This window comes from Streptomyces sp. WMMB 322, assembly GCF_900090145.1.
Lineage (GTDB): Bacteria > Actinomycetota > Actinomycetes > Streptomycetales > Streptomycetaceae > Streptomyces.
Window position 1 is genome coordinate 224182 of record NZ_FMHI01000007.1, and the last position, 15975, is coordinate 240156.

At 72.0% G+C, this 15975-nt stretch carries 10 protein-coding genes; 3 read left to right on the forward strand and 7 right to left on the reverse strand.

Annotation, left to right across the window (positions count from 1 at the left end):
- Positions 1-352: 352 nt before the first annotated feature.
- Positions 353-1111: a GNAT family N-acetyltransferase gene (locus H180DRAFT_RS14195; RefSeq protein WP_055486405.1), complete on the forward strand. Its 759-nt coding sequence runs from the start codon at positions 353-355 to the stop codon at positions 1109-1111.
- A gap of 50 nt (positions 1112-1161) precedes the next feature.
- Here H180DRAFT_RS14195 and H180DRAFT_RS14200 read toward each other — a convergent pair whose 3' ends face one another.
- The 3 genes from H180DRAFT_RS14200 to H180DRAFT_RS14210 all read right to left on the reverse strand — a co-directional run bounded on the left by H180DRAFT_RS14200 (position 1162) and on the right by H180DRAFT_RS14210 (position 6365).
- The gene (locus H180DRAFT_RS14200; RefSeq protein WP_079100100.1) at positions 1162-1734 is read right to left on the reverse strand and encodes a DinB family protein; all 573 of its coding nucleotides are present in this window, start codon (positions 1732-1734) and stop codon (positions 1162-1164) included.
- Between the two features lie 121 nt (positions 1735-1855).
- Positions 1856-3445: a phosphoglycerate dehydrogenase gene (gene serA, locus H180DRAFT_RS14205; protein ID WP_254666024.1), complete on the reverse strand. Its 1590-nt coding sequence runs from the start codon at positions 3443-3445 to the stop codon at positions 1856-1858.
- Positions 3446-3716: 271 nt separating this feature from the next.
- Positions 3717-6365, reverse strand: a complete 2649-nt coding sequence (locus H180DRAFT_RS14210) for a beta-glucosidase family protein (protein WP_055486407.1) — start codon at positions 6363-6365, stop codon at positions 3717-3719.
- A 221-nt stretch (positions 6366-6586) separates the two neighbouring features.
- Between H180DRAFT_RS14210 and H180DRAFT_RS14215 the strand changes: the two genes are divergently transcribed.
- The gene (locus tag H180DRAFT_RS14215; protein WP_055486408.1) at positions 6587-7603 is read left to right on the forward strand and encodes a GlxA family transcriptional regulator; all 1017 of its coding nucleotides are present in this window, start codon (positions 6587-6589) and stop codon (positions 7601-7603) included.
- 126 nt (positions 7604-7729) lie between these two features.
- Positions 7730-8356: a DJ-1/PfpI family protein gene (locus H180DRAFT_RS14220; RefSeq protein ID WP_055486409.1), complete on the forward strand. Its 627-nt coding sequence runs from the start codon at positions 7730-7732 to the stop codon at positions 8354-8356.
- 292 nt (positions 8357-8648) lie between these two features.
- Here the strand turns inward: H180DRAFT_RS14220 and ilvC are convergent, their stop codons facing one another.
- From ilvC to H180DRAFT_RS28615, 4 genes are all read right to left on the reverse strand, one after another.
- A complete protein-coding gene (ilvC, locus tag H180DRAFT_RS14230) occupies positions 8649-9647 on the reverse strand; it encodes a ketol-acid reductoisomerase (RefSeq protein ID WP_055486411.1) in 999 nt (332 codons plus the stop codon).
- Between the two features lie 219 nt (positions 9648-9866).
- Positions 9867-10391 carry an acetolactate synthase small subunit gene (ilvN, locus tag H180DRAFT_RS14235; RefSeq protein ID WP_028435325.1) on the reverse strand — a complete coding sequence of 175 codons (525 nt, stop codon included), beginning with the start codon at positions 10389-10391 and terminating at the stop codon, positions 9867-9869.
- A gap of 46 nt (positions 10392-10437) precedes the next feature.
- Positions 10438-12306 (reverse strand): acetolactate synthase large subunit, encoded by a 1869-nt coding sequence (locus H180DRAFT_RS14240; RefSeq protein ID WP_055486412.1) that lies wholly within the window; start codon positions 12304-12306, stop codon positions 10438-10440.
- Positions 12307-12543: 237 nt separating this feature from the next.
- Positions 12544-15921: a putative bifunctional diguanylate cyclase/phosphodiesterase gene (locus tag H180DRAFT_RS28615; protein WP_254666025.1), complete on the reverse strand. Its 3378-nt coding sequence runs from the start codon at positions 15919-15921 to the stop codon at positions 12544-12546.
- Positions 15922-15975: the final 54 nt, after the last annotated feature.

Here is a 15975-nt window from a genome sequence, read left to right on the forward strand (position 1 = left end):
CCACTCGTCAACCGCCGATGTTGTAACGAAAAGGCAAAGCGGTGGCGTGGATCACACACGGTCCGGCGTCGGCCGGACCCTCCGGCGGGCCGTGAACCTCCCGTACCGCCGATAGCGGTCATCGGCGCATCGCTCGAAAAAGCACGGCCACGGCACCGCACAACCGCAGGAAACGCCCGGCGGTGCAGCCGCCACGCGTTCCGTTTCGCCGGGCGGTTTTCCGCTCCGCCTGCCGAGGCCGTGCCGAGTGCGTAGCGTCTGCGGAGTGACGGACGGGGACGGCGGCCGAAGCGGCCGGGACCGGGCCGGGGACGCCCCGGACGGGCAACTCCTGGCCCTATACGACGAGTTGATGCGCGGAGCGCCCGCCCAGCCTGCTCCCGGCGTGACGTACGAACAGGACGGGCCGCTCGTGCGTGCCGTCGGCGGCTTCCGGGCCTTCGTCTTCGGCCCCCGCGACACCGGTCTGCGCGGCGCCGCCCTGGACCGCCTTATCGCGCGGCAGCGCGACCGTTTCGCCGCGCGGGAGGAGACGGCCGAGTGGCGCGTCCACGCCCACGACCAGCCGCCGGATCTGTCCGAACGGCTGCGGGCGGCAGGCTTCGTCGCGGGCGACTCCAAGACCGTACTGGTCGGCGCGAGCGCGGAGTTGGCCGCCGGCGTCCCGGAACCGGACGGGGTGGTGATCCGCCGCGTCACCGAGGCCGGGGACATGCGACGGATCGCGGCAATGGAAGCCGCCGTCTGGGACATGGACCTGAGCTGGCTTGCGCGCTTCCTGACGGAGCGGGCCGCGGCGGCACCCGACGGCGCGGTGGTCCTGGTGGCCGAAGCGGGCAGGGCCGGCGGGCAGGTCGTCTCCGCGGGATGGATGATCTTCCAGGCGGGACGCGGCTTCGCCGGGCTGCGCGGCGGCACGACACTGCCGGAGTGGCGTGGCCGTGGTCTCTACCGGGCCCTGGTCGCCGAGCGCGCCCGGCTCGCCGCGGCCCGCCGCGTGCCGCATCTGCAGGTCGATGCCTCGGACGACAGTCTGCCGATCCTGCGCCGCCTGGGATTCCGGGCCGTGACGACCATGACGCCCTACGTGTGGACGCCTGCCCGCAGCTGAGACGCGCCCCGGCCCCGGCCGCAGCTGAGACCCGCTGCGGCTGAGGCCGTTCAGGCGCCGGTGGTGCCGTCGATGGCCTCGCGGAGGAAGTCGGCGTGGCCGTTGTGGCGTGCGTACTCGTGGATGAGGTGCAGCATCACCAGCCGCAGGGACACCACTTCACCGGTCCGGGCCTGGTGGCCGGTGACGTCCAGGGACGCCGCCTCCCGCTCGATGCGGCGCGCGTGCCCGACCTCCGCCTGCCATGCGCCGAACGCCTCGGCCCGGGTGGAGCGGCTCGCGTCGTACGCCGTCTGGAAGTCGCCGGCGTCGGACCAGACCAGCGGAATGTCCTCGCCGTTGATCGCGCGGCGGAACCAGGCGCGTTCGACCTCTGCCATGTGCCGCACCAGGCCGAGCAGCGAGAGCGTGGACGGCGGCGAGGACGCCAGCCGCAGCTGCTCGTCGCTCAGGCCCTCGCACTTCATGGCGAGGGTCTCGCGGTGGAAGTCGAGGAAGGCCCGCAGGGTCTCGCGCTCTCCCCCGGTGAGCGGCGGAGAGGTCCGGTCCTCCCCCTCGGCCCTGGCGGGCCCGCGCGTACCCTCCCCACTCGGCCCTGCGGGCCCGGGTGTACCCCCAGTCATGTCCTGTGCCCTGCCTTTCAGCTCTCACGTGCGTGCCGCCCCGCGCCTCTGCGAACAGGCGTGCGCCCGGGCCGTGTTCGCACGGCCCGGGCGCACGCCGGATGTACTGTCCCGCTTCCCGTCAGTCGGAGAGGTCGACGCTGCGCGCCGACGTCGCGCCGATCTCGCCCTTGATCTCGGCGAGCACGGGAGCCGGGATGTTGTCGTCGACGGTCAGCGCCACCAGCGCCTCGCCGCCGGCCGTGGCACGGCCCACCTGCATGCCGGCGATGTTGATGCCCGCCTCGCCGAGGATCCGGCCCACGGTGCCGACCATGCCGGGGCGGTCGGTGTACCGGAAGAAGGCCAGGTGCTCGGCCAGCGGCAGGTCCACGTCGTGCTCGCCGACGGCGACGATCTTCTGCAGGTGCTTCGGCCCGGTCAGCGTGCCGGAGACCGAGACCTCCTCGCCGCTGCTGAGGGTGCCGCGCACCGTCACCATGTTGCGGTGGTCCGCGGACTCGCTCGACGTGGTCAGCCGCACCTCGACGCCGCGCTCCTGAGCGAACAGCGGCGCGTTGACGTAGCTGACTGTCTCGTCGACGACGTCCTCGAAGACGCCCTTGAGCGCGGAGAGTTCGAGCACCTTCACGTCGTGCTGGGTGATCTCGCCGTACACCTCCACGTCCAGCCGCACCGCGACCTCTCCGGCGAGCGCGGTGAAGATCCGGCCCAGGCTCTCGGCGAGCGGCAGCGCGGGCCGCACGTCCTCGGCGATGACGCCGCCCTGGACGTTGACGGCGTCCGGGACGAGCTCACCGGCCAGCGCCAGCCGCACCGACTTGGCGACGGCGATGCCCGCCTTCTCCTGCGCCTCGCCGGTGGAGGCGCCCAGGTGCGGCGTGCACACGACCTGGTCGAACTCGAAGAGCGGCGAGTCCGTGCACGGCTCGCTGGCGTAGACGTCCAGCCCCGCGCCGGCGACCCGGCCCTCCTTGAGGGCGGAGGCCAGAGCCGCCTCGTCGACGATCCCGCCGCGGGCGGCGTTGACGACGCGCACGCCCGGCTTGACCTTGTGCAGCGCGTCGTCGCCGATCAGGCCCAGCGTCTCGGGCGTCTTGGGCAGGTGGACGGTGATGAAGTCCGAGGTCTCCAGCAGCTCGTCCAGGGAGAGCAGCTTGACGCCCATCTGCGCGGCCCGCGCGGGCTGCACGAACGGGTCGTAGGCGACGACCTTCATCCCGAACGCCGACATCCGCTGCGCCACCAGCACACCGATGCGGCCGAGTCCGACGACACCGAGGGTCTTCTCGCTCAGCTCCACGCCGGTGTACTTGCTGCGCTTCCATTCACCGTTCTTGAGCGCGGTGTTGGCCTGCGGAATGTTGCGGGCGCTGGCGATCAGCAGACCGCAGGCGAGTTCGGCGGCGGTGACGATGTTGGAGGTGGGAGCGTTCACCACCATCACGCCGGCCTTCGTGGCGGCCGGAACGTCGACGTTGTCCAGACCGACCCCGGCCCGGGCGACGACCCTGAGTTTGCGTGCGGCGGCCACCGCCTCGGCGTCGACCTTCGTCGCGGAGCGGACGAGGATCGCGTCCACGTCGGCGATGGCGGTGAGGAGTTCGTCCCGGTCGGCGCCGTTGCACTGCCGGATCTCGAAGTCCGGGCCCAGTGCGTCGACGGTGGCGGGCGAGAGCTCTTCGGCGATCAGTACTACGGGTTTGCTCACGTGATCTCCAGTATCGGGGCACCTCCCGGGCCGAAGGCCCAGGGGGAGGATCATCCTCGCTGCGGGCAGCGGCGGGGAACTACGGCCGCATCCCGGCGACCGTATCGGTGGAGGGGGGTCGTCCCCGCGGGGCGGCGGCGCAGGGCAGACGCACGACGCTGTGAGCCTGTGACGCGCTCGGCTTGCCCGTGCAGTGTAGCTATGCGGGCGCGGTGCGGGCTGCCCCTCCCCGTAAACGATCAACCACGGACCGGTACCTCCGGCGGTGCCCTCACCCCCCGGCGGCGACGTCCGTACCCGCGTACACGACGGCCTCGCCGCGCACGTCACGGCTGGAGTGCGCCGTCAGCAGACGGTACTCGCCCGCGGGGGTGTGCCAGGAGTGCTTCTCCTCGTCCCACACCTGGAAGGCGCGCGGCTCGACGGCGACGGTGGCCCGCACGGTCTCACCGGGCGCCGCGCCGACGACGGCGAAGCCGGCGAGCGAACGCAGCGGCCGGTGCGGACAGCCCTCCCCACGCGGGGGCTCCAGATAGAGCTGCACGACCTCACGGGAGGGCCGCCGGCCGCTGTTGCGGACGGGCACGGTCACCTCCACCGGCTGCCCTTCCCCCCACGGCTCGGCGGACGGCTCACCGTAGGTCCAGGCCGAGTAGCCCAGGCCGTAGCCGAAGTCGCGGGCGGGCCGGCGCCCGAGACGGTCCCAGCCGCGGTGGCCGACGTCGAGGTCCTCGCTGTAGTCGATCACTCCGGCGCTGGGGACGCCGTCCGGGACGGGGACGTCGCGGGCGTCGGCGGGAAGCGTCCAGGGCAACCGCCCGGACGGTTCGCACGCCCCCGTCAGCACATCGGCGAGGGAACCGCCCGCCTCCTGTCCGGGAAGCCACCACCACAGCACCGCCGGAACCTCGTCCAGCCAGGGCAGCAGCACGGGGGCACCCGCGTTGACGACGACCACCGTGCGGGGACTGGCCTCGGCGACGCGGCGCACCAACTCGTGCTGGCGGCCCGGCAGTCCGAGGCCGGTACGGTCCCATCCCTCCGACTCCGACTCGGGGTTGGTGCCGACGACCACGACAGCCGTGTCCGCCTCGCGGGCCGCCCGCACGGCCTCAGCGATCTCCGCGTCCGTGCCGGGCTCCGGCGGCAGATGGCGCAGCTCCAGCCGCGCGAAGCGGCCGAACCCGTCGACCTCGACGACCTGCACCGTCGCCGAGACCGTCACCTCCACGGCCTCGCCGCTCACGGTGACGCCGCGGAGGTGACCCTCCGGGTGCCCGGCGGAGGCGTCGAGGAGGACCTCCTCCGCGACCCTGTGGGTGCTCTCGCTGAGCCATTCCCCGTCGATCTCGATGCGGTGCGCACCGACGGGGGCGATCTCCAGGAGGTGCTCGCCGGGCTCGTCGAGCCGCAGGCGCGCTTCGGCCCGTACGGACACCGCGCCCTCGGGGAGCCCGCGCAGGGCGCCGTCCCAGGGTGCGGTACGGGTCAGGGCCGTCAGCAGGCGCCCGTCGGCGTCGAGCACGCTCAGCTCGACCGCGCCGCCCTCCAGGACGTCCGTGTCCACGAGCGGCAGGTGGCGCAGCGTCCGGCCGCCGCGGTGGCCGGTGACCACGGCTGACGGGAACGCCGCGCGCAGCGCGTCCAGCGGGGCGCTCACGTACGGCGGGGTGACGTGTGCGCTGCCGCCGCCCTGGACGAACGGTTCGAGGGCGTTGGCCCCTATCAGCGCTATGCGGGAGGTGTCCCGCGGAAGGGGAAGCAGCTCGTCCTCGTTGCGCAGGACGACGGTGGCGCGGGCCGCGTTCCGGCGCAGCAGAGAGGCGGTCGCGAGCTGATGCCCCGAGGGCAGCTCCTGCGGGGCCGGGCCGCCGGGGTCCGGGGCCGGGCCGACCGGGTCCTGGCCCGCCGGGGCCCGGACGCCGGGCGCCGGCAGCGGAGCGGACGAGGAACCGGACAGGGGATCGGGCAGGGAACCGGACGAGGGACCGGGCAGGGAATCGGACTGGGGATCGGAGAGGGCGCCCACGCGGGCCGCGAGGCGCAGGATGCGGCGCACCTTGTCGTCGATGTCCTCCTCGGGAACCTCACCCGCGCGCACGGCGTCGAGCAGTCCGTCGGCCCAGGGGCCGCCGGGGCCGGGCATCACCAGGTCGAGTCCGTTGCGGGCGGAGGCGACCGTGCTCTTCGTCGCCAGCCAGTCGCTGACCACGACTCCGTCGAACTCCCATTCTTCCTTGAGCAGTTCACGCAGCAGCCTGCGGTGCTCGGTGGCCGGCGCCTCCTCGGAACCCCATGCGAGCCCGTTGTAGGCGGCCATGACCATCCACACGCCGGCGTCCTTCACGACCCGCTCGAAGGGCGCGAGATACACCTCGCGCAGCGCGCGGTCGCTCAACCGCGAGACATAGCTTGTGCGTTCGGTCTCGGAGTCGTTGGCGACGAAGTGCTTGACGCACGCGCCCACTCCCTCCCGCTGGAGCGCGGCAACGTACGGGACAGCGATGCGCCCGCTGAGCAGCGGGTCCTCCGAGAAGCATTCGAAGTGCCGCCCCGCCAGGGGTGTTCGCTGGAGGTTGACCACCGGCGCGAGGACGACGTCCGCGCTCTTGGCGCGCGCCTCCCCGGCCATCAGTGCGCCCAACTCCCCTGCCAGCGACTCGTCCCACGTGGCCGCGAGGGCCGAGGGCGCGGGCATCTGCGCCGACGTCGTGGGCGCAAGTCCGCGGCCGCGCACGCCGATCGGCCCGTCCGAGACGGTCAGCGCCCGCAACCCCGCGGACGGAAGCGGAAAGAGCATCCATTGGGTTTCGCCGGTGAGCACCCGCACGCGCTCTTCGAGGCTCAACCCGGCCACCAGCGCGTCGAGTCGGTCGTCCGGCGGCTGCGAGGACGGAGCGGCCCGGCCGGCGATTGTCATGAGTTCTCCCGCAGGACGTCGTAGGGGTGTCCCCGGCCCCGCCATGGTCCGGGGGAAGGCGCCGAGGCCGCCTCACCCCAGGCATGCTCCCCAGGCACGGCCGTCCGAACCGCGGGCACAGCCACGGCGGACGGGCATGCCACAGGCGCACGGCAGTAATGGCAGGAAAGGTGGGATCTTCGTCATTGCTGACATCGACGGCACCTTGAAGAATCGGGGTCATGTCCGGGAGACCCCGAAGAAGCGGCGGAGACGTGCTGGTCGTCGTCTTCGACGGCGTGCAGAGCCTCGATGTCACCGGCCCCGTCGAGGTGTTCGCCGGCGCCTGCCTGTCCGCCGGCGACCCGGGCGCGTACCGCCTGCGCACCGCCTCGCCCGGCGGTGGACCGGTCCGCACCTCCAGCGGCCTCACGCTCGTCCCGGACCTCGCACTCGCCGACGCCCCGGCACCGGAGACGCTTCTGGTGCCGGGCGGTCAGGGCACTCGCGCCCCCGACTCCCTCCTGATCGACTGGCTGCGCGCGCACGGGCCCTCCGCCCGGCGCCTCGTCTCCGTCTGCACCGGCGCGATGCTGCTCGCCGAGGCAGGGCTGCTGCGCGGCCGCCGGGCGACGACCCACTGGGCGTACAGCCACACCCTCGCCCGCCGCCACCCGGACACCGACGTCGACCCCGGTCCCATCTACATCCGCGACGGGCACGTCTCGACCTCCGCCGGCGTGACGGCGGGCATCGACCTCGCGCTCTCCCTCGTCGAGGAGGATCTGGGCCGCGACGTCGCACTCGACGTCGCGCGCCATCTGGTGGTCTTCCTCCACCGTCCGGGAAACCAGGCGCAGTTCAGCGCCCAGCTCTCCGCCCAGACCGCACAGCGCGAGCCGTTGCGCGACGTCCAGCAGTGGATCAGCGAGCACACGGACGGTGATCTCTCCGTCGCGTCGCTCGCCGAACGGGCCCGGCTCTCGCCGCGGCACTTCGCCCGTGCGTTCCTCGCCGAGACCGGCGTGACGCCCGGCCGCTACGTCGACCGCGTGCGCCTGGAACAGGCCCGCAGGCTGCTGGAGGAGAGCAACGACAGCGTCGCGGAGATATCCCGCGCCTGCGGATACGGCACCCCGGAGGCGCTGCGACGGGCCTTCGTGAGGGTGCTCGGGTCGGCGCCCGCCGAATACCGGCGCCGCTTCCGGCCCCCGTCCGGCGGCGCACGCCGCGAGCAACTCGCCCCCGACGAAGCCTGACCGACTGACCGACTGACCGAAGCCCGAACGGGCCCTGTCCCACGCCTCGTTCCGGCGTTCCGGGTCTCACACCCTTCCGGCCGCCCCGGACTCCGACCGACGAACCCCTCTTTCGAAAGGGAAGCCATGCAGATCGCGATTCTCCTCTACGACAACTGCACCGTCCTCGACGCCGTCGGCCCCTACCAGACGCTCGGCCCGCTGCCGGACGCCGAGACCGTCTTCGTCGCCGAGCAGGCAGGCCCCGTCCTGGACGACAACCGGAGCCTTTCGCTGGTGGCCGCGAAGTCCCTGTCCGAAGTCACCCGGCCGGACATCGTGATCGTCCCCGGCGGCCCCGATCCGGACGTGGGCAACGAGACGGTGCTCGGCTGGCTGCGCGCGGTCGACGCGACCTCGGCATGGACGGTCTCCGTGTGCACCGGCTCTCTGCTGCTCGCGGCTGCGGGACTGCTGGACGGCCGGCGGGCCACGTCCCACTGGACGACGCTGGAGCGGCTGCGGGAATTCGGGGCCGAGCCGTCGCGTGAACGCGTGGTGTTCGACGGCAAGTACGTCACCGCCGCCGGAGTGTCCGCCGGCATCGACATGGGGCTCACGCTCGCGGGCAGGATCGCCGGCGACGAGCACGCGCAGGCCGTACAGCTGATGATCGAGTACGACCCGCAGCCGCCGTACGACGCCGGCTCCCCGGACAGGGCGCCGGCCGCGCTGGTGGAGCTCATCAGCGGGGTACCGGCCCCCGGCCAGTGAGAGCACGCCGGGCCGCCTCACCTCAGACGTCGGCCTCTCGCGGCCGGCCCGTACCGCGGAGCTCCGGCGGGAGGTGGCCCATGTCGTTGCAGAGACGTGGTGTTGAAGGGAGGCAGTGAGGCGGGGCGGACGGACGCACAACGGATCACCGTCACGGCCGCGTCGGCGTGGTTACGGTTCCCCTCGCGCTCGGCCGGCTGCGGGACCGACCACCTCCACGAGTACGCCCTGTCTGCCCGCCGGGCGGCGGGCAGACAGGGCGTCAGGTGCGTCGGCTGACCGGCCGGAGGGGTCAGGCCTGCTCGTCGACCCAGCTCATCAGCCCGCGCAGCTTGCGGCCCGTGCTCTCCAGGAGGTGGTCGTTCGCCGCCTTCTTGTACTCGTTGTACTTGGGCAGGCCGGCGTTGTACTCCTTCATCCAGTTGTTGGCGAAGGTGCCGTCCTGGATGTCGTCGAGCAGCTTGCGCATCTCGGCCTTGACCCCGTCGTTGATGATGCGCGGGCCGCTGACGTAGTCGCCCCATTCAGCGGTCTCCGAGATGGACCAGCGCATCTTCTCCAGGCCGCCCTCGTACATGAGGTCCACGATCAGCTTCAGCTCGTGGAGGCACTCGAAGTAGGCGATCTCCGGCTGGTAACCGGCCTCGACCAGCGTCTCGAAGCCCGCCTTGACCAGCGCCGACGTACCGCCGCAGAGCACGGCCTGCTCACCGAAGAGGTCCGTCTCGGTCTCCTCGGTGAAGGTCGTCTTGATGACGCCGGCGCGGGTGCCGCCGATGCCCTTGGCGTAGGAGAGCGCGAGGTCGAACCCCCGCCCCGTCGCATCCTGTTCGACGGCGACGATGCACGGAACGCCGCGGCCCTCCTCGAACTGGCGGCGTACCAGGTGGCCCGGACCCTTCGGCGCGACCATGCACACGTCGATGTTCGACGGGGGCTTGATGAAGTCGTAGCGGATGTTGAGTCCGTGACCGAAGAAGATGGCGTCGCCGTCCTTGAGGTTCGGGGCGACGGACTCCTCGTAGACCTTGGCCTGGATCGGGTCCGGGACCAGGATCATGATGACGTCGGCCTCGGCGGAGGCCTCCGACGGCGTGGTCACCTTCAGGCCCTGCTCCTCGGCCTTCGCGCGGGACTTGGAGCCCTCGTGCAGGCCCACCCGCACGTCGACCCCGGAGTCGCGCAGGGACAGCGCGTGGGCATGGCCCTGGCTGCCGAAGCCGAGAACCGCCACCTTGCGGCCCTGGATGATGGACAGGTCGGCGTCGTCGTCGTAGAACAGCTCGGCCACTTGGGAATTCTCCTCTTTCGGGGTCCGGGGGAGCCCCCGGGGTGGTTCTGAAGGATTTTCTTGAGGGGTACGCCGCCCAACCTACGACGGCCGGGCGGTCCGCACTGCGAGGGGTCACCGGCCGGTGCCCGGGGGGGTGCCCCGGGAAGCAGTCCACCTGGACCTGGCGGCCCGGGAGGTGTCCCCTGGGGAGGGCCCGCCCGCGGGCGGGCACACGCCTCAGGCGGACCGGTCCAGGGCGCGCAGGCTCCGGTCTGTGATGGAGCGGGCGCCGCGCCCGACGGCGATGGTCCCTGACTGCACCAGCTCCTTGATGCCGTACGGCTCCAGCATCTTGAGCATGGCGTCGAGCTTGTCACTGCTGCCGGTGGCTTCGATGGTGACGGCCTCCGGCGAGACATCCACGGTCTTGGCGCGGAAGAGCGAGACGATCTCGATGATCTGGGAACGGGCCTCGTTGTCTGCGCGGACCTTCACCAGAACGAGTTCACGCTGGACGGCCGAGGCCGGGTCCAGCTCAACGATCTTGAGAACGTTGACGAGTTTGTTGAGCTGCTTGGTGACCTGCTCCAGCGGCAGGTCCTCCACGTTCACGACGATCGTGATGCGGGAGATCTCGGGATGCTCGGTCACGCCGACGGCGAGCGAGTCGATGTTGAAGCCGCGGCGGGAGAACAGCGAGGCGATCCTGGCGAGGATGCCTGGGGTGTTCTCCACCAGGACGGAGAGCGTGTGCTTGGACATCTGTCGTTCCTATCTCGTGCGTCCTTGAGTCCTTGGGCTTCCGTGCTCACTCGTCGCTGTCGCCGAAGTCCGGGCGGACTCCCCGCGCCGCCATGACCTCGTCGTTGGAGGTGCCGGCGGCCACCATCGGCCAGACCATCGCGTCCTCGTGGACGATGAAGTCGACGACGACCGGACGGTCGTTGATCGCGTTGGCCTTCTCGATCACCGAGTCCAGCTCGTCGGGGTCCTCGCAGCGGATGCCGACGCAGCCCATGGCCTCGGCCAGCTTGACGAAGTCTGGGCAGCGAGTGCCCTTGTTGGGCTGCTGCACCTCCTCGGCGCCGGAACCCGTGTGCAGCTTCGTGTTCGAGTAGCGCTGGTTGTAGAAGAGCGTCTGCCACTGGCGCACCATGCCCAGCGCACCGTTGTTGATGATCGCGACCTTGATCGGCACGCCGTTCAGTGCGGCCGTGGCCAGCTCCTGGTTGGTCATCTGGAAGCAGCCGTCGCCGTCGATCGCCCAGACCGTGCTCTGCGGCCTTCCGACCTTCGCACCCAGGGCGGCCGGAACGGCGTAGCCCATCGTGCCCAGGCCGCCGGAGTTGAGCCACGTCGCGGGCCGTTCGTAGCCGATGTAGTGGGCGGCCCACATCTGGTGCTGGCCGACGCCCGCCGCGTAGACGGTGTCGTCCGGGGCCAGTTCGCCGATGCGCTCGATGACCTGCTGCGGGGAGAGGCTGCCGTCGTCGGGCAGGTCGTACCCGAGCGGGTACGTCTCCCGCCAGCGGTCCAGCTGCTTCCACCAGTCCGCGTATCCGTCGGCGGCGGCGCTGCCGGCGGCCGCCTCGCCCAGCTCGGCCTGCACCGCCACCACAAGGTCGGCGATGACCTCGCGGGCGTCACCCACGATCGGCACGTCGGCGGCTCGGTTCTTGCCGATCTCGGCGGGGTCGATGTCGGCGTGCACGATCTTCGCCAGCGGCGCGAAGGAGTCGAGCTTGCCGGTGACCCGGTCGTCGAAGCGCGCGCCCAGCGCGACGATCAGGTCCGCCTTCTGCAGGGATGTGACGGCCGCCACGCTGCCGTGCATGCCGGGCATTCCGAGGTGCTGCGGGTGGCTGTCGGGGAAGGAGCCCAGGGCCATCAGCGTCGTGGTCACCGGGGCCTTCGTCAGCTCGGCTAGGACCTTCAGCTCCGCTGTCGCCTTGGACTTCATCACACCGCCGCCCACATACAGCACCGGCCGCCGGGCCTCCGCGATCAGCTTCGCGGCCTCGCGGATCTGCTTCGCGTGCGGCTTGGTCACCGGGCGGTAGCCGGGCAGTTCGCAGGTGGGCGGCCAGTTGAAGAACGTGCGGCCCTGCAGGGCGTCCTTCGCGATGTCGACGACGACGGGGCCGGGCCGGCCGGTCGAGGCGATGTGGAAGGCCTCGGCGATGGTGCGCGGGATGTCGTCCGGGTTCGTGACCAGGAAGTTGTGCTTGGTGACGGGCATCGAGATCCCGCAGATGTCCGCTTCCTGGAACGCGTCGGTCCCGATCGCACCCGAGGCGACCTGCCCGGTGATGGCGACCAGCGGCACGGAGTCCATGTGCGCGTCGGCGAGGGGAGTGACCAGGTTGGTGGCGCCGGGGCCGGAGGTCGCCATGCAGACTCCGACCTTGCCGGTCGCCTGCGCGTACCCGGTGGCCGCGTGGCCCGCGCCCTGCTCGTGCCGCACCAGAACGTGCTTGACGCGGGCGGAGTCCATCATCGGGTCGTACGCGGGAAGGATCGCCCCGCCCGGGATGCCGAATACGGTGTCGGCGCCGACCTCCTCGAGAGCACGGATGAGGGACTGGGCTCCCGTCATCGCGGCCGGCGCGGCCTTCTGCTGTCCGACGGTGCGGGCCCGCGGCTGGGGTTTGGGAGCCGCGGTGGACTGCTCGGTCATCGCTGATCTCTTCTCGAGAGTGAGGGTTGACGCTCGTTTTGTGCGGTTGATGCTCGGTGGCGGAGCTTGTGCTCCGGCGCTGATGCAACAAAAAACCCCTCGTGCCGTGAGGCAGGCGAGGGGAGCGCGTCGCTGTGGTCGCAGGTCCGGAACGAGGACCCGGTCAGTCGACGCGCTTTCCAAGTACGAGAATTCGGGTGCGCATGGCACAGACCCTCCCCCGGCACACTTTCCGTGTCAAGTGGGTGGGACACGCGTCTCAGCATGCGGGCACGGCGCGGGCGGCCGTGTGACCGGTTCCACAGCTTCTTGCATGTCCCCCGAGGCCAGCCACGGAGGCATGTTCTCGCGCCGCTCCTGCAACCGTACGGGCAGGGCTCCGGCGACCACGACCGAACGGCTGCCGCCCCGGCCCGGAGCGGTGTGCCCGCCCCTGCCGCCCGCCGCACCCGCCCCCGGCGGACTCTGGGGCCGCCCGCACGCGGGGACGCCTCGCGCGGGCGTGCGGTCCTCCGGCACGGGCAGCACGCCCCGGGAGAGGACGTGGCGTAACCGGTGTTCGTCGAGCGGCCCGGCGAAGACCGCACCCTGGCCGTGGGTGCAGCCCAACTCCCGGAGTCTGGCCGCCTGTTCCGGAAGATCGACGCCCTCGGCGACCGACATCAGGCCGAGGTCCCCCGCGATGCGCAGCAGCCCCTTCGTGATCTTGCGCTGTCTCGTGGAGTCCACGACCCCCTCGACGAGACCGCGTTCGAGCCTCACGATGTCCACCGGCAGCCGCCGCAGCGCCGAGACGGCGAGCGGTCCGCTGCCGAATCCGTCCAGGGCGACGAGCGCGCCGAGCCGGTGCAGTGCGCTGAGCCTCGCCTCCAGCTCGTCCAGGGGAGAGCGGGCGTCGGCATCCGTCATCTCCAGGATCAGCGAACCCGGCGGCAGCTCCTGCCGGCTCAGCACCGCCTCGACCGTTAGACCGCCCCGTCCCGGCTCCGTGAGGCATACCGCGGGCAGCCGTACGGAGACGGGGACCGGGAATCCCGCGACGTGGCGCGCCACTGCCTGCTGTACGGCTGCTTCCAGCAGGGTGCGTCCCGTCTCGGCCGCGCCGCCGGACGGGACCGCCTCGCCCGGCCCGCGGCCGCCGCCGGCGTCGCCCGCTCCTCCCCCTGCGTCACCGCTCCCCGCTCGGAGGAACTCGGCCGGCGTGAACAGAACACCCTGTGCGGACCGTCTGCGTGGGTGCGCGGTGACCGCCGTGATGCTGCCCCCGGCCAGTTCGACGACGGGCTGGTGCAGCAGCGTGATCCCGCTGCCGGACTGCGGCCCCGCGGCCGGGACCGGCGTCGTCTGCGCCTCGCCGGCGCCCCGGTCCTCCCGGTCCTCGCGCGCGGCGGCGGACGCGCGGCCGGTGGCGCCCGGACCGGCCGTCCCCTGCGTGCCCGCCGCCTCGTCCTCCGCCCGCGGCGTGTACAGCTCGACCCTCGCCTTGCCCGCCTGCTTGGCGCGGTACATCGCGAGGTCCGCGTTGCGCATCAGCGTGGTCGGGGAGATACCGGGCTGCGCGAAAGCGATGCCGATCGACGCGGCGACGCGCACCTCACGGCCCTCCACGGTGTACGGCTCGGAGAGGGTCATCCGGAGCCGGTCGGCGATCTCGTGGATGCGCAGCTCGCGTTCGGCGTCGGCGTGCGTGCTGGGGTTGCCGTCACCGAGGATGAGCACCGCGAACTCGTCACCGCCGAGACGGGCCGCCGTGTCGCCCGCCCTGACCGATTCCTGGAGCCTGCGGGCGGCCGCGACGAGCAGTTCGTCCCCGCCCTGGTGCCCGATGCTGTCGTTGACCGCCTTGAAGCCGTCCAGGTCGATGAAGAGCACCGCGTGTTCGCTGTCGCCGCCGCGGCGGCCGACCAGCGCCTTGCGCACGCGCTCGGTGAACAGCGCCCGGTTGGGCAGGTCGGTGAGCGGGTCGTGGGAGGCGTTGTGCTGCAACTGCGCCTGGAGACGGACCCGTTCGGTCACGTCGCGGCTGTTGAAGATGAGGCCGCTGCGGTAGCGGTTGACCGTCGACTCGACGTTGAGCCAGTGCCCGCGCCCGTGCCGGAAGCGGCACTCGATCCGCGTCGAGGGCTCCTGCTCGGGCGGCGTCGCCAGGAAGCGCCGAAGCTCGTGCAGTACCCGCGCGAGGTCCTCGGGGTGGATCAGCGCCGCCAGCTCGGAACCGATGAGGGCGTCGCCGTCCCGGCCGTAGACACCCGCCGCCGCGGGTGAGACGTAGCGCAGCATCCCGGTGGGCGAAGCGATCATGATGACGTCGCTGGACCCCTGGACCAGCGAGCGGAAGTGGTTCTCCTTCTGGGCCAGTTCCTGGGTGAGGCTGATGTTGTCCAGCAGCATGATTCCCTGCCGCACCACCAGGGAGAGCACGACGGTGCAGGCGGTGAAGAGCACCACGCGGTCGATCTCGCGCCCCGCGACGGCGTTGTAGAGAATCCCCAGCGTGCACACGGCCGCCGCCAGATACGGCGTGAGCGCCGTCAGCGAGCCCGCGATCGGACGGCTCGGGCTGTCGTCGTACGGAGCGGCCTCGCGCTCCGCGGCCGCAGCTGCGGCTCCGGGCACGGCGGGCACGGGGACGGGGACGGCCTTGGGCGCCGGGCCGCGCCGGGCGGACTCCCGCTCGCCCTTGACCCACGGCGCATAGGCGAGGAGCAGCGCACCCGCGAACCAGCCGGCGTCCAGCAACTGCCCCGACGTGTAGTGCTCGCGCAGCATCGGCGAGGTGAACAGCGCATCGCACAGCACGGTCAGGGCCAGGGCCCCGATGGCGGTGTTGATGGCCGAACGGTGCGCCGCGGAACGCCTGAAGTGCAGCGCCAGCACCATGCTCACCAGCACGATGTCGAGCAGCGGGTAGGCGAGGCCGAGCGCGGCACGCGCCACCGAGTCGCCCTCCCAGTACGTCGTGTGCACGAGCGCGAGCGACCAGGAGATCGTCAGCAGCGAACCGCCGATCAGCCACGAGTCGAGCCCCAGGCAGACCCAACCGGCGCGTGTGACGGGCCTCTTGGCCAGCACGAGCAGGCCGATGATGGCGAACGGAGCGAAGAGCACGAAGCAGAAGTCGGCGGCCGAGGGGCGGGGCACCGGCTGGTGCAGCACCACCTCGTACCATCCCCAGACGGCGTTGCCCGCGGCCGCCATCAGCGACGACAGGCCGAACAGGAACCACGCGGGGCCCAGTTGGGTGCCCCGGTGCGTGCGCGCGTAGCGGATGCACGAGGCGGCGGCGAGCAGCCCGGCGGCGCTCAGCCCGAAGTCGCCCATGAACAGCGAGAACTGCTCGGACCCCCAGCCGAAGGCGGCCCCCACCGCGTACCCCCCGCAGAGGACGACGAGCAGGCACTGGGGCAGCACGCTCAGGACCCGCCCGCGCACCGGGGTGCCGGACCCGCGCGGCGGCGCCGCGCCGGGCGGGGAGGCCGCTGCTCCCGGCCGGCTTCCGCCGGGCAGTTCACCGCTGTCCGGGGCGGCGGCCGGCGCGGACGGCGGAGCGAACGCCGGCGCACCGGCCGGGGCCCGCACGAGGCTCTGGCGCGTGGCGGCGCCCCCGGCCGTCATCGTGTCCCCTCGGGGAACGGAGGCTTCTCGTACCGCCGGGCCGCGCGGACGCGG